Source organism: Aureibacter tunicatorum, assembly GCF_036492635.1.
Taxonomy (GTDB): Bacteria; Bacteroidota; Bacteroidia; order Cytophagales; family Cyclobacteriaceae; genus Aureibacter; species Aureibacter tunicatorum.
Genome location: NZ_AP025305.1, coordinates 3,632,580 through 3,655,771, shown reverse-complemented (window position 1 = coordinate 3,655,771; position 23,192 = coordinate 3,632,580). Strand labels below are relative to the sequence as shown.

Genomic DNA, 23,192 nt, shown 5'->3' with positions numbered 1-23,192 from the left:
TCTTGCGTATGCAATTTAAGCTCTTCAACAATTGTAATTAGGATCTTTTTCAAGCTTACTCAAGTGCTTGTGTATGAATGATGTTCACTCAACAGCCTATGCCATTTGGAAAGCAGGAATTATCAATTCGTCTCAAGTTTGTCGGTATTCTCAATTTACGCTCTAAATAGTTTTTAGCAATCTCATGTTAGCCAGATCAAGTTATAGCCTCATTGTTCTTTTGATAGTCGCAATGGGAATCTCATCATGCGAGTTGTTGGATTATACTCGTTACGATATTTCACTGGAGGATAATGAAAAGGATCTTAACCAAAAAAATCTACAGGAATTAAGCCAAAGGCCGGGTATCGCGGAAAGCGGTAACTTTACTTTTGCTTTTATCACAGACAGCCAGAATTTTTTTGACCGGCTGACAAATGCGGTAAAGCATGTGAACAATAACGAAAGCTATGAATTTGCCTTGATCGGCGGAGATATATCAGAGTATGGCATGCCATATGAATTGCAGATGAGCGCCGCGAATCTCCGAGAGCTTAATCAACCCTTCATCTCAGTCATTGGCAACCATGATGCGATAGGCCACGGAGCGGAGACTTTTGAGAAAATGTTCGGGCCATTTGATTTCTCGTTTGTATACAAGCGTGTTAAAATAATTATGATCAACACCAACAAGCTTGAGTTTATCGGAAATGCAACGTATGAATTTCTTAAAGTGCCGGATATTGATTGGCTTGAGTCTGAGTTGGTCAAAACGGATGACTTTGATTATTCCTTAATTGTTTCTCACATAGGTTTTTATCCAAACGACCCTTCGATCGGAGAAGAAAATTTCCCGCTTATCGACACTTTGCTTAGCAATACAGAACACCTTGTCGCATGCATTCATGGACATGGTCACAGCAACCAGACTACCTATCCGCTCATGAATAAAGACATACCCATGATACAAGTGGGAGCTGTCGCGAACAAGTCGTATTCAATATTCGAATTTCTAAGGGATTCCGTAGAGGTAAAGGAGCAAATCATCAAATTCTAATTGTGCAATTCTCGTTGGGAGCATCTTGACGAGAGTCATGTCATATATGTCAAAGCTGAAGGCAAGATCAAAATGAAATATCTATTCTCTACAATATTGTTAATGATGCTGAGTATTCATCATGCTTATTCTCGAAATGAGGACGGTGAGGAAATTCCGACAGAGGTAAAAGCAAGGTCAAAATGGCTTCCTGATCAAGCTAAGCTACAATACGCGGGTGGAACAGGCATGTTCTCAATCTATGGCGGATACACATTGGGAAAAAGAAGACAGCATGAGCTTGAGTTGGGATATGGCTACAGACCAAAAGATATACGAGGCGCTAATGATATTCATATAGTGACAGCTCGCTATTTATATTCGCCGATAAAAGTTATAGATTTGGGCAAAAACTGGTCTTTATCTCCCTTGAAAACAGGGATATATTTTATTTATTTCTTTGATAGAGATCTTAATACTCTCAATGAATATCACCCTAAAGATTATTATGCTTTGTGGGGAGATAAGACGTTTCAATTTTCAATAGGCCAAAGTATTCACAAGTCCTTTAAAGGAAAAAATACGTTTTTTCAGGGCGTGTCATTTTACTATGATTTTAATCAAGACTTGACGCAGACACTCAGCACATTTCGATCATTCAAACAGCCTTTTCATCACTTGATAATGCTTGGTTTTGGAGTAGGCTTGCACTTTGAATAAGCTATGATTTATGTTAAGATGTTTTGCTTTATACAGAATTTGTCATTTGTGTAGATGACATTCAAAGGAATGTTTTAACGATGCATTTTGTCGTAAGTGTGCAAATTACAAAGCTGAAGCATAATGCTCATATATGGAGTTTTGCTCAATGATTTGATGGAATAAATTTGCTTTTTGAGATTGTGTTAATCCACTGGTGTCGAGTATGTATCCATCCATATTCATTAGGCCTTCGAATATCTTTAGCTTGTATCCGAACATATTGATCCGCGCAAATTTGTTTTTTCCTATATGCAAATTTTGCTTTGCTGATGTCAACTCGAAAGTTATCTGATCAGCGCTATACATTTGATCCAATACAGCAACGATTGATTCCACAATTTCATCATTTTCAGAGAAAAAATAAGGCATAATATAATTTAGAGATTTTTCATATTCTCCTTTGGCTTTATAAATATCTGAAAAGATGATAGCTACAAATGCTTTATAATCCATTAATTCATTTACAGGATGATGACGGCAAGTATATTTTTTATCAGCTTTGTTAGCGCATTTAATTGCTTTGTCAAAATCTTTAAGCTCAATATATATTTCCGATAATCCGGCATAGCTGAAGTATCTATATTTAGTGTGTTGAAGAACAGACCCCTTGAAACTGTTTTCATTGGTCAGTTTTAAACTTAATATTTCCTCATAAGCTTCGATGGCTTTATCATATTTCTTCAATTCTGTAAGTGCCAATGCTTTTTGGTACATGGCTTCTCTTTTTATTTCTGAGTTAGGATAAGTACTGATAAAAGATTCTAAACCCAACACGCGCTCATTGATGTTCTTTTTCTCTATTGCTTCTTCGTATCTTTTTTGTTCAACTTGTTTGCTTTGAGTGGAGCCATATGTTGGGAGGCCAAGAATAAAAATAATGCTTAACATCTTCGCAAACAGTATTTTTAATACTGTGTCTCTAACAACGCTTTCTTTCTCTTTTGCAGTCATTTTTTTAGTTTTTATAAGCTCACCTCATAGGCATTCAAATGAATGTGTGGCTTTTTAGGCGCCATTTAGATTTTCTTTGAGCTCTTTTTTGCCTAGCACCAATGTTTTTAGCCTTTGATGTGATGGTTTTTACTAGATACGTTACGCAAGTTCTTTGACGGTGTTTATGCTTTTAATAAATATTTGTTGGTAAATTATATTATTAGTGGAGGCTTTGTAAGAATTAGCTACTGTTTGTCTATGTTGATCTTAATGAATTTTGCTTAATGAAGGATAAAAATCTTCTGTGGAATTGGTGTAATACGAATTATTGATTCGAATGATTTTTTGAAAATATTTTGGTTTATCGGCTGTTGTAGAGAGCAAAGTGAGTTGTTTCTTATTGCCAATGATTCTGTCCCAAATAGTTATTTGTTGTCCGTTTATACTAACATAAAAGTAATACAAATATGGTCCGATCCACTGCTTGTATTTTTCCGTTGTCGTGGTTTTGTTGGGATTGATGATCTCGAATGGAATGTTTTGAGCGATGCATTGTTGAAGCTCGACGGCGTTTAGAGGCATACCATTTTTGGTGGTAATCACATCAAATTGAGGATCTATAAACATCCACTTTTCCAAGTCGTCCAAATAAATTTCATTGGCTATGTGACCTCCGTAGGATTTGACTTCGCTAATATCCTTGGTCATCAGCCCCAAGCTTCTGATCTTGAATCCAAGAGCCAGCAAACACTCCTTGGCTACCAAGCTGTACTCCACACACCTGAATTTTTCGCCTTTTTTCGCTTGCTCCAAGATGTAGAGCGCGCTATTTTCTTTCGGCATATTATGACTATCATGCATCCATCTGGATTGCACCCAGCTTTGCACTTTTTTGACCTTTTCAAAATCCGAAGGACAGTTTTCAATTAGAGAATCCAAGGAGTATTTGGTTCTGAGTGTGATGAGGTCTATTCGGTTCGAAACATCATGGTATTGAAGACTGTGGAAGTCAGACGATGCGCTAGTGAAGTGCAGTTGTTCAATGGATTGGTCGGGAAAATCTTTTCCCATGGAGATAAGTCCTCCCAAGCGAGGGGATAACCAAAATGAGAACAATGTAAAAGCAGTCAAGAGAATTAAGAATGCCCGAGTTGTAGCTTTGATCATGTTTATAATCTGTTTGTTATTGAGGTGTTTTGTCTTTGACTATTCGTTAGCATAAGCGGTTACAACTGTTTTGGGAAAATCGAGAGAGTAACTCAAGAAGAAGATTGAATACTAAGCGTCGTTCGGCTTCCTTTTCAGAAAAAGATTTCCTGTAAATATTATTAGTAGGAGAATAAGTCCAACATAGCCGATTTCTTGAGAATTGTTTTTCGGGTTATTTAAATTTAAGAAACAAATAAGAATCGATGAAAGAATCACGATATAATACCAAAAGAATTTCTTCTGTTTAATCATAGTTATGGTAATCCAAACATACTCTGCAAATAAGATGAAATAAAAGCCAAGCATTGGATATAACAGATGCCATTTGTCAGGTCGATGGATATAATTAGGCATAAAACTGATTTCTACGGAATATATTGCCAGAATTGAAATTATGGTTAAGAGTATTGTTGTTTTAAATATCATCTGTAGTTGAGTTAGTATGTTAAGTTACATTTTTAAATAATAGGTTTATTCCACACGGTTTTGTTCTTCTTTGTTGCCTGAGCTTCTAGTTCGGTTTTGCACTTTAGTTCCTTTTGTGAAATTATATCTTAGGGTGATTTGATATCGGTTGGAGTCGTAACTTTGTCGGAGATCAAGCGTGACATTGTCTTGTATAGAATGACCGCTAAATTTTAATGTTCGAAATGCATCCCTTGCTTTTGCATTGATGCTGAGGCGTTCGTCAAAAAAAGATTTTTCCAATCCGATAGTAAATTCATATATATGATCGAGTTTCATGCTTCCATTCAACGAAGGACTTTGATACCAGCCCGAGAATTCCGCTTTAATAGTTTTACCGATCAAGAAAGTATTGATGTTTTGTATGTAAGCGCTAAATTGGCTTTGATCCAATGTGGTGTATTCGTTATCGGTTTTAAACCTATTGCCGAACAATGATAATGAGTTGCTCATTTCCCACCATTTGGAGACAGAGACGGGAATGTTGATATTAATTGAATAATTTTGTCTTTGATCTATATTCGCAAAGGATTGTATCATCAATTGCGCATTATTGTCTTGTGTTATCAAAGTGTTGAGCACATCAGTTGTATGTGTATAGGATAGAGAGATAGCATACTTTTGCGAAAATATATAATCTAGCTGAAGATTGTTTGTAAATTCGGGTTTAAGGTATGGGTTGCCTTGTAATCCTGTAAAGGGATCCAAAAAGAATAAAAAAGGATTGAGCTGGCTAAATGTGGGCCTACGCACGCGTCTGCTGTACGAGTAGCTTAGGCTATGGTCATCGTCGATATCATATTTAAGAAATAAGCTGGGGAAAAAACTAGTGTATTTACGGTCTACTAGCTTGTTTTCATTCTTTGATCGGCCATTGGTTATTGTATGTTCCACACGTAGACCGCTTTGGAAGGTTATTTTTTTACTGATAGGACCTGAGAAGTTAACATAACCTGCCGGAATTGCTTCCTCGTAGGTAAAGTCATTGGTTCGGTATTTATCAATAACCCATTCATTATTTTTGAGTGAATCAAACCTTACGTCATTATCGACTAACGAATGACTGAATTTTAACCCGGACTCTAGCTTATATAAGCCTATTGGTTTTTCATAATCCAATTTGGAGCTGACTATTCTGACTTCATAAGGTTGGTAGCTCCTTGCCTCTTCGATTTCATCTTTTGTTGCATCCGAAAGCACTTTGCTTTTGTAGTATGCTTCCTCTGCATTTTCAAAGTTGCTGTAGTCTAGGTCCACTGATAGCCTTTGACCAAGAGTATCAAATTTATGTATATAATTTAGGTTGAAGGAATAAGAGCTAAAGTCCATTTCGCTATGAGAATCAGACCAGATATCAGATATGTGTTGATTGTTATGATTATAGATCTCCGTTATATTTTCATAGACCACAGATCTTGATCTTGTGTATCCATTAAACATGATTCCAAAGATGTTTTTTTCATTAACATCATAATCCAACCCTATTCTTAATGAGGGAGTTTGAAAATCGTAAGGATTATATGTGTCTTGCCTTACGATTTCTTTTTCAGCTTCTTGTCCAACTTCTCTTTCCAAATACAATTGATCAAAGCCTTCATAGTATCTATAGTCGGCTTGAAGATACCCGCTGAATTTACCTGCTCTGAAGTTGAAATTTGCCCCAGTGTTTGCTCCTGGATATTTGCCTTGATTGATACCTGCGTATATACTCCCGTTATAGCCTTTTTCTTTCATTTCTTTGAGCACAATATTCAATATTCCTGCATTGCCTTCCGCATCATATCTAGCGGAAGGGTTCGTGATCACTTCGATGCTGGAAATATTGTCTGCACTCATGGATTTGAGCATGTCTGACAGCTCTTTTCCTGTAAGATAGCTTCGTTTGTCATTGATCATTACCACTACACCGTCTTTGCCGTGGATTTTGATATTTCCTTCATGATCAACGATTATTCCCGGCGTTTTTGACAGTATTTCAAGACCGTCTGCCCCACTTGTGAGTATAGTGTTTTCGACATTAAATACCAAACGATCGATTTTTCTTTCGATTACTTGTCGCTGACCGATGACCTCAACAGACTCCAGTTCTTTGATACTTTGACGCACGATAATCTCGCCTAGATTATGATGTATTTTATCTAATGATATCGAAATTGGCTGTATGTGTTGCTCGTAGCCTATAGCCGATATTTTTAAGAGATACTTTCCTGCCTCGATATTTTTAATTTCGATAAATCCATGTTCATCGGAGGCTGTTCCGTTGACAAGTGTTGAATCTGAAGAGAAAAGCAAGGCGGCATTCGCAAAGCTTACAGGTTCTTTGTTTTCATCGATTATTCGCCCTGAGATATTATGATGAATAATATGCTGGGCTCTTATTGGAAGCATGCCTGATAATATTAGTATAACAAGCAAAACTGTGTTACAGAGAGGAGTTGCGGTTGTTCTCATAATTATAATTTTAAAAAATTTATTTATGAGACAAATGCAATAGCTTTCCTGTCTTTTATGAAATGACTAACGGAATAAAATTTTTAAACCTTTGTATATTATTGTCTAATACGTTTTATGTAATGTGTCTGTTTTTATATTAAGTTCTATTTTATAATATTTTTATTGTCAGTCGATTCAATACTGTTTATCAATTGTTGTTTTCATTTGATTCATAAAGAGGTCTTTCTATTAATGAAACTATTTGATTAATAGCTTTTTGTTGGATTTTAATTTTGTATTCAATTTTTCTTAAGTCATCGCTACAGAACTTTTCACTTTCTAAAAATTCTATGAGGCTTTTTGATTTACGAATAAGTTTATTTCGATACTTTTCATTGTCTTTATAATAAATATTTTCATTTGGAAGTGAGATAGGAGTGCTTGCTGGAGTTATGATGGTGTTTTCAGGGGACTCTGCAGAATATACAGGAGTAGTTTCTTCTGCTTCTGCTTCTCCTGCGACCTTTACTTCTTTTACTTCTCCTGCTTCTTCTACTTTAACATTGACTAGTTTTTCTTCTAATAGTTCTTTGATTTCCACTACACTTTCAGATCTTGCTTCTAAAAATTGTCTTCTTCTATTTCTGAAAACCTTTGCGAGAGTGGGAAGCGGAGTGTTCTTAATTTCTTCAATAATAGGTCTACTATTGCTTAAAAGCCAATAGAGTGCGGCTGTTTCTTTATTTTGATCTTGAATATCAATTGCTCCATTTGTGACACGTGAAGAACCTAAATTTCCTTTAATTTTGAAACTAGTCCATCCATTTTTAAACATGCATTTTCTAAATCTTTCCAGAAAGGATTTATGATAACCCGCCGCGCTATAACAAGCTTGAAGATATATTAATCCAGTGAAATCTTTAGGCAAATTTGTTCGGTTGAAAAATTCTACTAATTCTTCAGGGCTTTTATTGCCAATAGTAATAGCTCTAAACCCAACATTTTTATCATCAAGAACAACAGCTCCATGTCCCACAATATGAATAGGTTCATTATTATTGAAATCACTCAATGCATTATCTTCACTATTTTCATATACTGTGGATTGGTGATGGTTTCTGGCTTCTTGTTCGTTTAGTTCATTATTATCGTCACCCCACTGTCGATGAGTTACAGTGCTATTAACAGCATCCCTTACTCCTCTGTCATTACTTTGGGCATTTATAACTAAGCGTTGAGTAATTCCTTGATTTTTTGAGGTACGGGAATTATTAAGGTTTATATGTGTCTCAATTTTTTCGGAATAATCTATTGCCTTAGCTCCCATCTCATCCGCTTCTTTCTCCAAGCCAGCGTCGTCATTGATATTGACTTTGCCTTTCATTTGCATAGTCGGTTTCACTCTTCCTTGTTTTTGTTGCACTACATGCCAAGCTTCATGCGGCAAATGTTTTTCTTGGCCGGAAGCAATATGAATATCTGTACCTTGAGCAAAGGCATGAGCTTGCAGTTGAGCGGGTTTGTCGGAGTTGTAATGTACTTTGACATCATCCATAGAGTAACCGGAGAGGTTTTCAACACCGGTTTTAAGTTGATGCGGAAGTCCTGTATTATTTGATTTGGATGCGTCTAGATTGGTGTGTCTAGTTGTTGAATTTTCTTTTTTTTGAGCCGGCAAGTCTCCAGAAGGAGGCGTATTCCACATTTTAAAATGCTCACTGGATTTTATCGCTTCAATATCCGCATGCAATTGTGCGATACTCAAGTCATTGTTAGAATTTTCAAAGCTGGATTTTGAATTATCTTTTTTTTTCAATTGGACTGCTTTCCAATTGGCTTTCATTTTTTGATCCGCTAGAAACTGAAGGGTAGTATTATTGGAGTGATCCTGTTTGGATTGATTCATTAGTTGTGTAAGAAAGATCTAGTTTATAATTTGTCCGTGCGCAAGTTTGGTCTATCAATACCTTTGACAGATTAATTATTAGAACAATTATATTAAGATCTAGAAATATTGTAAATACCCAATTTAGGTATATTTAAGTCTTTCGCCTTTAAAATGTGAACTGAAAGGAAGTTTTCAAACGTAATGTATCCAAAAATAAATTTGAAAAACAGAGGTTTGGCTTAAAGGCTTAATTGCCGAGATCTTCAAAACAAAAAGGGTTGTTTTTATAAAAAGAGACAAGTTCGCCGGATGAATTGATCTCTAGTTTTTTGTAAATGTTTTTGCAATGCGTATATACTGTATGTATGCTAATATGCAATTTATCAGAAATGTCCTGCGCCGATTCTCCGCAAGCAAGACATTTGACTATGATTTTTTCTCTATTCGTTAAAGATTTAAAATCTATGACTTGTGGGTTCGAAATAAGGCAAAGAGTTTCATATGCATTGTGCTCGTTAAGGCACATAAGGCTTCCGCTGACTTCCTTGAAGAATTTGACATCCAAAATAGATATGTGTGACAGTCCCAACACATGTTCATTATTGGCATTTAGAATCAAAGGGGTGTAATGCGAGATAAGGTTGAATGTTTTGCCGCTTGAATTAAATCTGTAATTCCAAGTATATGCGCAATTCATGTACTGGCTTGCGGGAACCGTTTCCTTAGCTTTTTCATACAGCTTTTCAACGAGTTCTATCCAAGGCAACCGGTCTTCTGCGAATACATTTTTTATCCATTCCTCAGTGCCTGGGATCTTTAGATTATCAGTGTTTATACTCAGGCAATGTTTGATATTTGAGCTTACGTAAGGAATGTTTTTTCTGCCCATATCGATAAGCATGTAGAATGATTGGGAAGCGGGCAAAAGCGATTCCATTTGTTGAATATTTTGAATGTGCTTTTCAATTTCTTCATAGGGAGCTTCTTCAAAATCGTATTTTGCATTATTTAGATCAAAAAAATGTTTGTAGTAGATTTTCTCCATAATGAGCAAAAGAGATATGAACAATGCTTATTGTAAAACTATAATAAAATCAAGCTTGGGTGAGTTTGAATACAAATATATATATTAATTAAATGTATTAAAGGATTTTTAGATGTTGAAGTTTATTCTTTTGTTTTATTTGATGCTTACTTGAGCTTAATTATTTTTGAGCTTGTTCTAGTAGTGATAGAGTCAATTATTTGAACGATTTCAATGCGATTGTTTTTTATTTTAACACTGTCAATGATACTAGGTATTGAACCGATACTTCTAATCCAAGTTTCGGGGATATTTATAGTATCCTTTTTTTGACTGTCGGTATCTACAATTATGAAACTTGGCTTTGACGTGGAGAGATTGAAAGTCGCGTAATAATTGTTATTATCTGTTATAAAGTTTGCATGTTTTAATCTCGGATAATAAAGCAGTGAAGTTAGAATAGGTTTTTCTTTGTGGGTATTAAATATTAAAGCGTATATGCAATTTACTCCACAGTTTTCAACAAGCGCGAAACTGTCATCTGTGATCCATTCGATTTGATTGTGGAAGGGAATGTTAATAAGTTCGAAACCTTTGGAGTCAAGATTGAAAACATGCTCAACTTTACTATTTCCGTATTCGGCGACTAAGTTTTTCAAGTCATGATCAGCTGTTGAGAATATTTTTAAAAAATTTTGACCATTTACTGTGTCAATCCAATAAATGGTTTCATCAGAACTTGTAGCCTGACCTAGGCATTTGAAGCTTTCTGACAAAAAAGTGAAATTAAAAGAGAACTGATGATATTAGTAAAGCATCTTTTAAAAATTTCATTTATCATATTTAGTTAATTAATATCTAATGAGTCTAAATTATCTTGTAATTTATTTTTAATATCCATTAATACCTCATCTGTTAATACTATATCAATATCAGTTTTTTTGCTTTTGTATGTTGAATTAAAAAAGTGTCTATAGATTATCGAAATGATGCTGAATAGTATGAGCCAAATGAAAACATATTTTTTGTATTTTTTATATCCAAATAGATCTACAGTTTCTCTTGTTTCATCTAAGGTTGGATACTTTGTATCAGGATCTTTAATAAGTTGGACCTAGTTCAAGCTTTCCAAATAAAAGTAGCTGTTAAAAGCTAGAAATATGGTATTTTCATCTGCTTCCAACTCAATTAAGTCCATTGCTGTTAGTTCTGATAAAATTCGATCGATTGAATCCAAAGAGTAAGACTCTAATAGCTTGTTTATAAGTATGGACTTTTGCATTGATTGATTTTTAGACAAATAAAGCAGATTTAGTATTGATATATGAACTTGTTTTAAATCCTCATCGGTTTCGTTATACATATAGATTGAGTGCGTGTTATTTATGTGATAAAAATCTATTCGCTTTTTTAATTATAGTGCATCGTTTTACCTGAATAAACTTCTATTATTTCGCCTTGATCGTTAAATACAAAAAAGAAGAAAAGCGGAGCTCCAACTCTTTTGACTTTGTCATAAGGAGCACAAAAACCATCTATCTCCGCTGACAATGTGTTTTTGTATATATCTGAAAAGAAAACTTGAAAGCCGTCTTTTCTTTTTGATGGCAGGTTTTTCAATGACTCTTTAATCTTTTCGTATGATTTCATTTCGTAATCTTGCCAAAAAGTTTCAAGTGAATCTGAGAGATAGTTGACTTCGTCACATGTTCTAGTATTCATTCTAAGAGCTGTTAAGCAATCTTTTGATAATGTTAGCTTTGATTTTATAAAATTTTCGATGGGAAAACCTCTTCGGTGATCGTTAAACTCATAAGCTACTTGAAGTTCAGAATTAAATTTGAATTTAGTGTTTACTTGTTTTCCATTTGCTTTGATCGTTATAGATCTGTATGAACAGTTTTTTGCAAGTGTTTTCGCATCAACAAATTTGGATTTAACAATAGAGTCATTCAAATAATCATAAGCTGCTTTGTAAAGATCGGCTTCTTTAGTTTGCCCCTTAACGCTAATGGATATTGTCACATTAATTAAAAATAAAAGAATGTAATTTAGCTTCATTGAGTTGTTTATTTTTTTCTTTATTTATAAATATATTGTTTTATTATGGTTGGTAGATCATTTCCATAGTTTTTCTTTATTTATATTTTTTGAATTTATTGTTATATTTACATCTGCACAAGATAAAATACCTAAAATGAAACAACTAACAAAATTTGCACTTATTATCTGCGTATTTATTGGATTGGCTGATAATTCCAAGGCTCAAGCCATTGAAAAAGGTAAAATAATGATCGGAGGCTCAAGCAATATTAGATTTAAATCTGAAAAGTCCACTGAGGTGTTTATTGTTGACGGTAACAAGGTAAGTTATGATGATGATGATGATAAGAATTTTAATATTAATATAGGGGCAGGTTATACTGTTATCGATAATTTGATTATTGGATTGGATATAAGTTATTTATATTCTAACCTAAATGGTATGTTTTTTATCAATAGCGGTGATGATATCCAAAGAATTAAGATGAATAACAAACTTACTGGTTTAGATTTCAATATGTTTTCTAAATATTATTTTACAGAGCAGAAGTTTAAACCATACGCGCAAATAGGGGCAGGATATTCATTGTCTCGTCAATACTCAGGTGATTTTGAACAGAAGTATAACGGTATTAATTTAGTTGGTGGAGCAGGAGCTGCATATTTTATTACTCCTAGTATTTCGGTTGAGCTTGGGTTGAATTATCAGTATACTATGTTGAAAAATCAAGATGATGCTGATCATAAGAAAAAGATAAAGGAAATTGACGCTGTGGTGGGGCTTTGTTTCTTTTTGTAGAAAAAACTTAAAGGCATACATTTAAATAATTGTATGCCTTTAACTATCACTGTTTATCAATAAGTGGGCTTAGTAATAAGGCGAGATCATCAAGTAAATAACAACACCAGTAAGGCTGACATAAAGCCATATCGGCATGACCCAACGAGCGATTTTTTTGTGTTTTTCGGTTTTCATGTTCAAGCCTCTGGCAATTGACACCAATGCCAAAGGCACAATCAAAGCGGCAAGCAGTATGTGGGTGATTAAGATAAATAGATACACAACTTTAATCATTCCTACACCTCCATAAGCTGTTGAAGGCGTTGTAAAGTGGTAAAGCAAATATGATCCAAGGAAAATTCCAGTGAAGCCCAGAGCGGCGAAAATGAAATTTCTGTGCAGGGTTAGCTTTTTAAGTTTAATGCTGATCAAAGCCCCAAGCAAACTAAGGAAGGTCAAACCGTTTAGCGTCGCATTCAATTTGGGAATGTAAGAGAAATCATAGCTTTGTGATAAAGTGATCGTTGGTATAAAATAAGCAAGGCCAATCAAAAGGTTTATGCCAATGGATAAGATCCATATTGCTTTGGAGTAGTTTCTTTCGGTTTTTACAAGTTCGGGCATGTGAATATAGTTTTGCAGTGTTTGCTGTTATATAAGAAAAGATTCAATAGTGCTATTTTAATTGAATATTTAGAGATTTAAAATAAATTATTCACAAAGTTAGCTTTCGATTTTATTTGATATTCTTAAGTTCGAAGGATTGAAATAATAGAGGGCTAATTCCCAGCAACAGTTATCAATTTATCAGAGTGGAACATCGCTGCCGGTGAAATTACGGGTTCATCCAATGGAGTATTATTCCCATACCTTTCTTTCATTTTCGACTGGACAACCTTGTCGCGTAAATCAAAATCGGATAAATGTTGAAGGCTTCCAACTTCTATACCTGTAGCTTCTTTGTAAATTTTCCAGACCAGCTCAGAGCAATAAATTTTGTCATCCGACCATTCGAAATGAATATCGTAGGGTTTGTTCAAATAGTGGCTCCCTACCTGTTTCATCTTTTTTATAGCGTCTTCGGTTAATGCTGTTTCCGCATTTTTAAGACGCTTGACTATGTAATGACCATTTTGGCCGCGAACAATCCATTTTTTCAGAGAAGTTAATTGAACAGGTTGTATTGCCTCATAAACAACATATTGGTTATCTCTCTTGAATATGATTCCCATATGGCTGTACTTTGAATGCGTAGCAAGTTGAATTGCTTTGCTTTGGCTTGATTGAGAGGTTTGGAAGATGATATCGCCTTCTTGTATCTCATTGCGCAATTTGAAATGTTTGAATCGGGCAGTGTCATTTTTTACTCCTTCAGCAAATTGATGCATTTGAATGCCAGAATAAAGAAGGAAGCTAATTATGCAGGCTGTAAGAAAAGTTATGAATACCTTCATTCGAATTTAGTTTTTAGTGATCTAGTTACGCTAAGTTACGATGAAGCAATCATAAAAATTGAATGAAATGATTTGCTATGCTAAAAAGTCCTCCAAATCATTTCAATTATAATCTTAGTGAAAAGTCAGCACTGCCAGTATGATGATCGCAAATCCCAGAACAAATGCCGCTTTGCTATAAGGCTCTATTTTAGCGAGGTATTTTTCCGCATTGTCAGTTTTTGCTTTTTTTGAGTAAATAGCGATGATGGAAATCACTACGGCTAGTAGAATAACCAGTCCAAGCTTGATTTTTAAATACAGAATACTGCCCAGCGCTTGCCAGTAAGGAGTCATCAAATATCCGCCGGAAAGAATCAGCAAGAACAAGCCGATATGTCCAATTCTGCTCAAAGGCAATATTCTAATACTGAATTTTAAAAGGTCGGATTTTTCGAGTTTGGCATTGGCGATTTCCAATATCATAAAGGCGAACCCTGTTCCTAAGAACATGGCTAGTCCAATAAAGTGAACGATTAACATGATGTCTCGCATAACTAATTCTTTTTGATGGTTATATATTTTTCTAAAATTTTCTGAGTCAAGGGCACAAAGAAGCTTGCTATTGGGAATCCTATGGCTAAACCTAATGCTGTGCTTCCTAGCCAAGCGTTTATAAATTTTGGAGTAAATCCAACGTTTATCGCAATCATGAAGAATGACATGAAAAACAACATGATGAAACTGATAATCAAGCTGAATATGATTCCGTAGATGCTTTTATTGACAGTCATGGTTAGTGGATTAAAATGGAAAAAAATGCGCCTGTGTTCCATTCATCCATGAAGTTTTCACCAATGAATCGGCTATTGATTGCGGCTCCAAGCCTTATGTTCTTATACTGGATACCCAAACGCGAATTCATGTATGAAAACTCATGCTCTCTGGTAGCAGTTGCCAAGTTTGAAGCGCCTTGAATGCTGAAGTAAGGTTGCCAGCTTTTTTGTATGTCCGGATACCATTCCAATAGCGCGAATAGTTCTGCGATCCTTGTTTCGCCAAATTCAAAGGAAGGCTGAAGCACTAAGCCAAAATTGCGGGAAAAATGCGTGTATTGTCCCGCGATGATAGGATTGAATCCTCCGAAAGCTTTTAAATTCGCTCCGGCACCCAAAGAAAAATGTTGTGTTAGATTATAGGAAAATATGGATTGAACAATATATGAGGCCTCCTGATTTGCTCCATGACTGCCTTCATTGTCGTTTCTTTTGTGATTCACTTCATAGTTGACTAGGTTGAAATAGTTGAATTGGTCATTTTTGCCAAAGTTTTTGGAAATAATATTCTGAAACATTAGCCATTTATTGCCAACCATCAGTTCGATAGGTATTGGAGCTTCATAGCTTCCATATTCTTCAGTTTGACTGTGATCTTGAGCATAACTTATTATGCTTAAGCAAGTAAAAAACAGTATGATGATTCTTTTCATAACTTGATGATAATTAGGTTTCTAAACTTTTGATAGTACAAAGCTAGAGACTTGCGATATGAATTTAGGTGTGCTTAAATGGGTGTAAAGTGTGAAAATCTAGGTAAATTTGAAAATGGAAGAAAATATTGAGCAAGTTGCTTCGATCAAAAATTTATTGGAAAGGATAAACCTTGACAAGGAACAAAAGAATGATTTTTTCCATATAATCCATTATGGAGAAGACAAGCATAAGTTGCCAAAACAGATAAACTTAAGATCGGAGCATTTTTTTGAAGTGACTTTGGTTAAGAATTCATCCACGGATGTTTCGATAGATGGGACAAGCGTGAATTCGGATAAAGATCTATTAACATTTCTATCTCCGGGCCAGACGATTCGAATCAATAGAGAGCGAGAAGGCGATGAAAAAGAAGGTTTCATCTTATTTTTCACGGTTGACTTTTTGCCATTTTCCTCCACCATCTATAGCGTCATTCAGCATTTCCCGTATTTCAACATGCACTTTTCACCTGTGTATTTTATTACACCAGAGCAATCTGCTTATTTCTTCGAGATTATGAACAAGATCTACAGCAAGTTCAAGAATACTAAGAAAGAGGATATGGAAATTATAAAGTCTTACCTCCACATTTTGTTGCTTGAGTTCAAACAGCTGTCTGATGAGTTAGTCATTGCTTCGCATTCCCGAGCGGAAGAACTTACTTACAAATTTGAGAATCTGCTTAAGCAAGCGGAGAAAAAATCACTGGTGAGAGAGTATGCTGATCAGCTAAATGTCAGCTCTGTGTATTTGTCCGAATGCGTGAAAGCGACTACGGGAAAACCCGCGAAAAAAATCATCACAGAATACAAGCTTCGCGAGGCGAAGTCGCTGTTGAATTTTAGTGAAAAAAACGTGGATGAAATAGCTGAGATTGTTGGGTTTGAAGATCGCTCGAATTTTATCAACTTCTTCAAAAAGAATGCAGGCATGTCACCTAATAAGTTCAGAAAAGCGAGTTTGGGAGCTCATTGAGTAGTTATATAAAAGCTATTCTGAAAAGCAGTTACTGATTACGTTGATAGCTTCTTTTAATTTATCTGTATTAAAACCTTTCAATAGTTCAGTTTGAATCAATCGATCTTTGATAAATTGATTTGCATCGTTTAAAGATTTGTCATCATCAATGATTAAAAAATCTTTTATATCTACTTCTTGGATATAGCACTCTATTTCCTCTTTTCGATTTCTACAGTTCTTATAGTTTGGCAAAAACTCTGTAATAGGACTGTTGATTTGCCTGAACATGAAAATTTCATTGAAGTCATCCAAGCTTTTGACTGTTCTTCGAGTTGAACTTAAAACAATGTCGAACTTTTTGGTTTTTAAGAGTCGATTAAGGTTTGAAACGCAAGTTGTATTAAATTTTGAATAACCATCAGAGTCAATTTCATCCGCTTTCCAAGTTGCCGTCGTGATTAACACGCCATCAAGATCTAATATCAATTTGGGTTTGATCATTTTATAATGTGGTTAATATTAACATACTTAGTTCATATAATCGAATTTAAGGATTTATTTTCATCTACAGAAAGATAATTATTACATGTGCTTACAACTATAACATTCATCAAAGCTTAATTAAACAGTTGAGAAGGAAAGAGAAAAGCACGAAAAAGGTATTCGCGCTTCTGAGGTTGTAATAGCTAAATTTAAGAGGAGGTTCTTATATTTTTCGGATATTGTTGATGGACTTGATGAAATACTGGTAGTGATACGGAGTGCCGGTTTTTGTTCTTCCATTGGAGGAAATTTTAGGCCCCGCATTAGTATTGTACACATCAGGGAAGTACCATCCATAAACGCTTGCTGAACATGAATTATAAGTTCAAGAAATAAATTGGCATGGCTAAAAATTTGGCTTTGATCTGCATCAGCGCTAAGCTCAAGATAATTGGCAGGGCAATAAGAAGCCATTTGACTTTAGGAGTTTGCCTGTTTGAGATAAATAGGCTCAGATTGTAAAACCTAAGAGTCACTGCAATCCAATCATACAGATAAACAGCTTCATCAGGAGCTCCTCCAAAGCCTACCATATATCCTCCTTTCAAAATGAATAAGATGGTAAGATAGAGTATGAATTCGATTGCAAATATTCCTATTCTATAATGCTTGGAATGAACGAAAAATGTTGAGCCAATTAGTGAGAAACTGATTAAAGCAAATGAAGCTCTGTAAATCTCAAGATCAGGAGTGATATAGCTAATGCAACCAACATTTTGAGAGAAGTCAATCGAAAAAACATATCCCAATACGATCCAAAACACGATTAGAATCGCCCATTTGTTTTGATTAAGTTCAATACGATTCATGTTCTTCTTTTAATTTGCTTTAAAGTCGATTTCCATGTTTTCGATTTTTCCGATTTTAAATTCTGATCCTTCTACAAGAAACCTTAGGCTTAACCTATCGAATTCTCCATGCAATTCACATTCAAAAACATCTTCATAATTCTGGTTATTTCGTGACATCCACAACCAACAAAAAGATTTGTTAATGCAATGTGAGAAAATAGAATTTTCATTGCTATTAATAAAATCAAAGACCTTGGCGTAAGGATGCTTTGCAGGTGGGTTTGAACTTAAAATATTAATAATAATTTCGTCATAATTAGGCTCGGCTTTTAGCGACAGGAGCTTGCCTGTTTCCATCTCAAAAATTATCTCGATGATCATGGGCTTGGAAGCTTCATCATAATCCAAAGCAATAACTTTTACTGCTTTTACCCTCTTATAAATAATATCTTCCCAATTCATCATTAAAATACAAGCTTTATTTCTTAGTGATAAGATACTAAATATATTGAGCTTTACAGTTGTTGAAACCAAGAAAGAGCTTCCGAATTGTTGTGATTATAAAATCAATATGTTGATTTGCTTTATTTGCCCTTTGTTTAAATATTTGATTTTTGAAATGTGGATGTATCTGTTATATTTAGTAGTATTAGATGAATTTTTTATAGTAAATTAAAGTCTATTGAAAATGGGGTTGCAAGTAGTAATTGTACCGTTTTGTTATTTTTAATTTGATATGCAATAGCATTTTAAGAACCTATTGAAGAATTAATTATAAGTCGCACGTATTTTTATATTAGAACAAGAGTTGATAACATTAAAACCTATGGAAGATCTTGAAAATCAAGTTAATTTTAATGATTTAATTAGTAAGTACAATTTTAAGAGCGTTTGTTTTTCGAACCAAGATATATTCGATCGAAGTTATTGGGCTAGTACACATTCAGACCAGTACCAACCATTTACCCATAAATGTTCGAACTGTGAATCAGGGACATTGATAATTAATTATGGACCAACGAATTCAGATATGGTATTTACTTCCGAGTTTTCAAGCGAATTTAGCGTTAGTGAGTTGGAAAGGATAGGAGGTTTGGGGATGTTTTGTAAGCTTTCAAGTTGCGCTTCTTGCAACCAACTGTATTATGTCGGTTTTGCTTATATCGAACCGCAAAATGGTCGTGAAGTACTTGTGTTGAATAATATTATTGAATTAGTCGAAAAGTAATTAAAAGAACTTAAGGTAGAGGTTTTAATCAAATAATATGAAGCGGAGCGTAAAGGGGGGCTTCTTTCAATAACCTCGAGATAGTAACAAGTAAATCAAGAATTTTGATGGAAAACATAGACATAGAAGAACGCAAACCGATTTGGATTTTGTTGTCAAAATTATATTTGTATAATAAGCGAGAAGAAATAAATTATAAGGAATTGGTTGAGGCAATGATCAAAAGCCCTTTTTCCTTTGAGGAGATAGAGAGCATTAATAAATATGAAGTGTTTCCCGTTCTTCATAGTTATTTAAATCGTGAAGCTTGTGAACCTGACTTTTTTGAGGAAAATTCGTTGTTTGCCAGTATTTTGGATTTTTTGAACAATAAAAGCAATTTTGAAAAAGCTCAAACCGAATTGACTTATTTCGCATATAAATGGACTCAAAGCATACAATGGGTGACATTTGCTCGTAAGTACAATGAATTGAAGGATGAGGTCGCAAATAAATAGATATGAGTGCATTTCCGGAATTGCTTATAATTGATTTTCAAAAGTTTAGCAATGAAATTATTCCCGCATTTATAGAAGGAAGCAGACATCCGCTTATAAAAGACGAAATCAAGTATTACAATGATGCTTATTGCAATAAGCTATTAGAAATGAGCTGGCCTGAATCCCTTAATTTGCAAGATGTATTTAAAAAGCATGAAGAACATTTTTTTGAGATTTCTTCGCAAATAATGGTAGGAGAACAAGAAACTCTTGTGGAAAATAATCAAGGATGGTGTTTTGAAGATTTAATTGTTTTATTTGAGAGAGTTTTGGTAAGAAACTGTGTGTTGTATTATGCAAATTTAGGAAGATCATATTCCATTGATTCCATTGTTGAAGTTGAAGATTCAAAACTTATGAGAGTCCTGGATAAATTAGATTTAGGGGCTTTGATTTGGAATCAAGGCGGAATAGGCATAAGAGGATGGATATCAGAAACGGAGGTTAGGGATCTAGCTAAAGGAGTATTAACATTAAAAGGTGATAGTCAATATAAAAGTCAGTTTGAAACATTGGTGCGAATGATATCGATCGCCGCGGAAAACAACTATGGACTGTTATATTCAGAAAGTTTATTCCCAGTAATTGAAAAGAAGATAAATATTGAAAAAGTTAACACTGAAATTGTCAAACTATCTATTCAACGAAAACAAGGAGCATATGGCGAGCCAGTATTTATCGCTGAAGGCTTGTGTTGATAAAATAGAGATAGAGGGGTAATGTTAATTTTAGATTGTACTATGTGGGTTTTTGGAGCAAGAGACTGCCTATTGAACAGGCAATCTCTATAATACAATTACAAACTATCTTGGATTTTTTCCACCTTTAGGATTATTGCCGTATTTGTCGAATATTTCGTCAAACTCACGCGGGAATGGGTTGTACGTGTTGTTCTCTTTTACTAATGGCTTGAAAACTTTTTGTATCATATATGTTTTAGAGCCATCGTTAGGAATAACTTCAACTTTAACTGCAACGGATAAATTATTTACAGGCTCGCCTATTATAAAGTTTTTATTACTAGTACTATACTCTCGGTAGGCTTTTTCAAACTCTTGAGGGGTAATATAGAAATTATTAAATGCGATATAGTTAGTCTTCCATATTTCTCTATGAGTATCTAATGCAGCTGGCTTAGCTCCATTAAATCCTGAAGTCATATTGCCCCATATGAATTGAGAAAAACCATCTTGTTGATTTGGATAAAGATCTAAATTTACATTTTTCTTATTGTATAAAAGTTCGTAAGATACATTGACAGTAGCTTTGTCTTTTACATGGGGGTTTATCGTATATTGTATGTCATCTATACGAAAGTATTGAGTGTAAATGTAATGAGAGGGGTTGTATGGATCTCGATCAGAGTAGGTAATACCTGGGTTCAATATCATTCTTTCTCCTCCAACAACCACGGGTTGTTTGTTAACATGAAAAATACCAAGATCTTTAGGCATTTTATAGTTAACGCTGATTTTTCCAACGCCTTCAGTAGTAATTTCACCATTTAAATCGATTTCAAGATTAGCTTGAAGTTCAACTTTATCTATTGTTTCAGTAGTATTGCTGCCAAATAATGAGGCTGATATAGAAGAAAAAGCCCCGGATATGCCAGAATTAATAAAGCCTGATAGACCATTTTCTAATGATTTGAGGCCTTTGTCTACTAAACTGTTATAAAGATTCTTGACATTAACGCTTGATTTAGATTTAGAAGAGTTTTCTTTAACTACATTTATTATTGAGTTGATATTTGTTTGTGTAACATTTACAACAGAATTTACTGTTTTTGTATGTGTATGATGAGTACTTTTGTCTACATTGATTAAACTTTCAGTACTGAGAAATGGAGAATTGGACGATCCTGTAATTGTTCCTGTAATATCACCAGTAATTGATCCATTTAATTTTAGTTGAGATCTTGTAATGGGTACTATTTGAAAAGTTAAGAATCTATTTTCATAATTTACAGGATCATAAGCTGTGACATCAAATTCAAAGCAATACCAATGATTTCGGCTTAACCCTGTATTTGAAAAGAGACTGTTTGTAGTTGCAGTTGATGTAGTACTTTTTAAAACTTGTCCTTGATTGTCTGTTGCTGAGAATGCTGTAACATGGTGATGAAATAATTTGGATTGATTTCCTCCTGATTGATCCACTCCTAAAGCTCCTAATAAATCATTCCCTGAGGATGATGATGTGTGAAAATAAAAGAACTTAAATTTTCCTAAATATTTATTATATAAGCCAATTGCTGCTACGTTTACAGTTAAATTGTTGGTGAAACCATTATATAGTACTTCCCAACCATCAATTTTTTTTATGTCATTCGCTGATGCATAAGGGACGGTTGAATAGACGCCTGGTTCCCAGGGGTATAGGAAGTTATTATTAGTATATCCACCTGCTATTTTTATATTTCTAGGTGGATTATTAAGATCTATTGAGAAGTTTGTGTTTGAACTGTTGGTGTTAGCGCTTCTAGTTGACCCTGCAGGACCTCCAAAATTAGTTAATAATTGTGCTTCTAAATCATGGCCAGTAAAAGACGCTAAATCTGAAGAAGCGTTGGAAGAGTTATTTGCAATTTTCGTTTCATTTGAAATTGTTTCAATTTCATCTTTACATGAAAAGATGAAGAGAGTACTTAATAAAATGACTAATGATAATAAATTTGTTTTTTTCATAAATGAAAGGGTGTTTTTGTGATTTAATTATCGAAAGTACATTGTAAATATTATAAAGCAAAATAATCAAATTTTAAGTAATTAAGTTTTTGAATTATATTATTAATTATTTTTGTCATAAAAAATAACTTATATATATGTTAATGATATTTATAGTTAATTATAATTTGTTTTAATTTATGTAAAATGTTATTTATTTATCTCTATTATTAATATTAAAAATTATTTAAAACTTATTTTTAATGAGAAAATTTACATTTAATTTTGATGTTGCTGAGGATTTTGAGCTCATTAAAATAATTGGTGTTTAAAATATTATGCCTGTTTAGTTAACAACCCTTTTTTTATTCGAATAACTCGATAGTTCATTTGTATAGATGCCGTATCCATCGTCATTGATGTGTTTAATATAAGTTTTTAATTCAGGCGCGTACCACCAGGTATCAGACATTTGCCCGTTGAAGCCTCTGGAGTTGGTAACTGTGCCATTGTACTCTATCTTATATGCCATGAATTTTCCCGCCTCCACATTCAGTTCTTCAAAGGCAACGACTTCCACGTCTTGACTGGTTTTGCCTGTAGTTCCTTCATTGTTTTCCCATTCTGATTCGTATTTCCATTTTTTTCCTACAAACAAGGGCCAGTCACGAAAGGGAGTGTCATCATGTTTGTATTCCAGTGAAGCAGAAAGCTGAACGGTATCTACTCCATTCCAAAAGCCCAAATCGCCTTTATAGTCCACTATTTCTTGTATATCTTTTCCTTCTGCTTTGACTTCTCCTTCTACCTTGCGATGCCATTTCCAGACCCATTTTTCACCCAATTTATAATCTTGAGGCTGAGGCCTGTCAGTTTGAGATGGAGTACAGCCGGCAATAATCCATATTGCTGTCAATTGAATTAGTATTGTCTTTGTCATGGGTATT

General features: G+C 34.3%; 25 protein-coding genes. 7 read left to right on the top strand and 18 right to left on the bottom strand.

Features of this window, described 5'->3' with window-relative positions:
* The first annotated feature begins 232 nt into the window (after positions 1-232).
* Entirely contained in the window at positions 233-1,036 is an 804-nt protein-coding gene (locus tag AABK36_RS15410; RefSeq protein WP_338390280.1) for a metallophosphoesterase family protein, read from the top strand.
* 72 nt (positions 1,037-1,108) lie between these two features.
* A complete protein-coding gene (locus tag AABK36_RS15405) occupies positions 1,109-1,735 on the top strand; it encodes a hypothetical protein (RefSeq protein WP_309937990.1) in 627 nt (208 codons plus the stop codon).
* A 105-nt stretch (positions 1,736-1,840) separates the two neighbouring features.
* Here the strand turns inward: AABK36_RS15405 and AABK36_RS15400 are convergent, their stop codons facing one another.
* The 8 genes from AABK36_RS15400 to AABK36_RS15365 form a co-directional block, all read right to left on the bottom strand.
* On the bottom strand, positions 1,841-2,728 hold the full coding sequence (locus tag AABK36_RS15400; protein WP_309937991.1) for a tetratricopeptide repeat protein: 888 nt from the start codon (positions 2,726-2,728) through the stop codon (positions 1,841-1,843).
* Positions 2,729-2,977: 249 nt separating this feature from the next.
* Entirely contained in the window at positions 2,978-3,877 is a 900-nt protein-coding gene (locus AABK36_RS15395) for a transglutaminase-like domain-containing protein (RefSeq protein ID WP_309937992.1), read from the bottom strand.
* A 513-nt stretch (positions 3,878-4,390) separates the two neighbouring features.
* Positions 4,391-6,772, bottom strand: coding sequence for a TonB-dependent receptor (locus AABK36_RS15390; protein WP_309937993.1), 2,382 nt, complete (start codon positions 6,770-6,772; stop codon positions 4,391-4,393).
* A gap of 253 nt (positions 6,773-7,025) precedes the next feature.
* Entirely contained in the window at positions 7,026-8,723 is a 1,698-nt protein-coding gene (locus AABK36_RS15385; RefSeq protein ID WP_309937994.1) for an eCIS core domain-containing protein, read from the bottom strand.
* A 229-nt stretch (positions 8,724-8,952) separates the two neighbouring features.
* The gene (locus AABK36_RS15380) at positions 8,953-9,750 is read right to left on the bottom strand and encodes a response regulator transcription factor (RefSeq protein WP_309937995.1); all 798 of its coding nucleotides are present in this window, start codon (positions 9,748-9,750) and stop codon (positions 8,953-8,955) included.
* Positions 9,751-9,896: 146 nt separating this feature from the next.
* A complete protein-coding gene (locus tag AABK36_RS15375; protein WP_309937996.1) occupies positions 9,897-10,505 on the bottom strand; it encodes a hypothetical protein in 609 nt (202 codons plus the stop codon).
* Positions 10,506-10,843: 338 nt separating this feature from the next.
* The gene (locus AABK36_RS15370) at positions 10,844-11,011 is read right to left on the bottom strand and encodes a hypothetical protein (protein ID WP_309937997.1); all 168 of its coding nucleotides are present in this window, start codon (positions 11,009-11,011) and stop codon (positions 10,844-10,846) included.
* Positions 11,012-11,139: 128 nt separating this feature from the next.
* On the bottom strand, positions 11,140-11,790 hold the full coding sequence (locus AABK36_RS15365; protein ID WP_309937998.1) for a hypothetical protein: 651 nt from the start codon (positions 11,788-11,790) through the stop codon (positions 11,140-11,142).
* A gap of 136 nt (positions 11,791-11,926) precedes the next feature.
* Between AABK36_RS15365 and AABK36_RS15360 the strand changes: the two genes are divergently transcribed.
* Positions 11,927-12,571: an outer membrane beta-barrel protein gene (locus tag AABK36_RS15360; protein WP_309937999.1), complete on the top strand. Its 645-nt coding sequence runs from the start codon at positions 11,927-11,929 to the stop codon at positions 12,569-12,571.
* Between the two features lie 69 nt (positions 12,572-12,640).
* Here AABK36_RS15360 and AABK36_RS15355 read toward each other — a convergent pair whose 3' ends face one another.
* The 5 genes from AABK36_RS15355 to AABK36_RS15335 all read right to left on the bottom strand — a co-directional run bounded on the left by AABK36_RS15355 (position 12,641) and on the right by AABK36_RS15335 (position 15,475).
* On the bottom strand, positions 12,641-13,177 hold the full coding sequence (locus AABK36_RS15355; protein WP_309938000.1) for a DUF420 domain-containing protein: 537 nt from the start codon (positions 13,175-13,177) through the stop codon (positions 12,641-12,643).
* Positions 13,178-13,332: 155 nt separating this feature from the next.
* The gene (locus AABK36_RS15350) at positions 13,333-14,007 is read right to left on the bottom strand and encodes a YiiX family permuted papain-like enzyme (protein ID WP_309938001.1); all 675 of its coding nucleotides are present in this window, start codon (positions 14,005-14,007) and stop codon (positions 13,333-13,335) included.
* A 114-nt stretch (positions 14,008-14,121) separates the two neighbouring features.
* On the bottom strand, positions 14,122-14,541 hold the full coding sequence (locus tag AABK36_RS15345) for a hypothetical protein (RefSeq protein ID WP_309938002.1): 420 nt from the start codon (positions 14,539-14,541) through the stop codon (positions 14,122-14,124).
* Between the two features lie 2 nt (positions 14,542-14,543).
* Entirely contained in the window at positions 14,544-14,780 is a 237-nt protein-coding gene (locus AABK36_RS15340) for a DUF2798 domain-containing protein (RefSeq protein WP_309938003.1), read from the bottom strand.
* Positions 14,781-14,782: 2 nt separating this feature from the next.
* On the bottom strand, positions 14,783-15,475 hold the full coding sequence (locus AABK36_RS15335) for a hypothetical protein (RefSeq protein ID WP_309938004.1): 693 nt from the start codon (positions 15,473-15,475) through the stop codon (positions 14,783-14,785).
* 115 nt (positions 15,476-15,590) lie between these two features.
* Between AABK36_RS15335 and AABK36_RS15330 the strand changes: the two genes are divergently transcribed.
* Complete coding sequence (locus tag AABK36_RS15330; protein WP_309938005.1) at positions 15,591-16,493, top strand: helix-turn-helix domain-containing protein; 903 nt, start codon at positions 15,591-15,593, stop codon at positions 16,491-16,493.
* 15 nt (positions 16,494-16,508) lie between these two features.
* On the opposite strand, the gene AABK36_RS15325 is transcribed toward AABK36_RS15330, so the two are convergent.
* The 3 genes from AABK36_RS15325 to AABK36_RS15315 form a co-directional block, all read right to left on the bottom strand.
* Positions 16,509-16,979: an HAD domain-containing protein gene (locus AABK36_RS15325; RefSeq protein ID WP_309938006.1), complete on the bottom strand. Its 471-nt coding sequence runs from the start codon at positions 16,977-16,979 to the stop codon at positions 16,509-16,511.
* Positions 16,980-17,338: 359 nt separating this feature from the next.
* Positions 17,339-17,830, bottom strand: a complete 492-nt coding sequence (locus AABK36_RS15320; RefSeq protein WP_309938007.1) for a hypothetical protein — start codon at positions 17,828-17,830, stop codon at positions 17,339-17,341.
* A gap of 9 nt (positions 17,831-17,839) precedes the next feature.
* A complete protein-coding gene (locus AABK36_RS15315; RefSeq protein WP_309938008.1) occupies positions 17,840-18,277 on the bottom strand; it encodes a DUF6334 family protein in 438 nt (145 codons plus the stop codon).
* Positions 18,278-18,638: 361 nt separating this feature from the next.
* Between AABK36_RS15315 and AABK36_RS15310 the strand changes: the two genes are divergently transcribed.
* The 3 genes from AABK36_RS15310 (at position 18,639) to AABK36_RS15300 (ending at position 20,277) form a co-directional block, all read left to right on the top strand.
* Positions 18,639-19,040, top strand: coding sequence for a hypothetical protein (locus AABK36_RS15310; RefSeq protein WP_309938009.1), 402 nt, complete (start codon positions 18,639-18,641; stop codon positions 19,038-19,040).
* 107 nt (positions 19,041-19,147) lie between these two features.
* Complete coding sequence (locus AABK36_RS15305) at positions 19,148-19,537, top strand: DUF7079 family protein (protein ID WP_309938010.1); 390 nt, start codon at positions 19,148-19,150, stop codon at positions 19,535-19,537.
* A gap of 2 nt (positions 19,538-19,539) precedes the next feature.
* Complete coding sequence (locus tag AABK36_RS15300) at positions 19,540-20,277, top strand: hypothetical protein (protein ID WP_309938011.1); 738 nt, start codon at positions 19,540-19,542, stop codon at positions 20,275-20,277.
* A 105-nt stretch (positions 20,278-20,382) separates the two neighbouring features.
* On the opposite strand, the gene AABK36_RS15295 is transcribed toward AABK36_RS15300, so the two are convergent.
* Both AABK36_RS15295 and AABK36_RS15290 read right to left on the bottom strand, forming a co-directional pair.
* Positions 20,383-22,266 (bottom strand): hypothetical protein, encoded by a 1,884-nt coding sequence (locus AABK36_RS15295; RefSeq protein WP_309938012.1) that lies wholly within the window; start codon positions 22,264-22,266, stop codon positions 20,383-20,385.
* A 325-nt stretch (positions 22,267-22,591) separates the two neighbouring features.
* On the bottom strand, positions 22,592-23,185 hold the full coding sequence (locus AABK36_RS15290; RefSeq protein WP_309938013.1) for a hypothetical protein: 594 nt from the start codon (positions 23,183-23,185) through the stop codon (positions 22,592-22,594).
* Positions 23,186-23,192 lie beyond the last annotated feature (7 nt).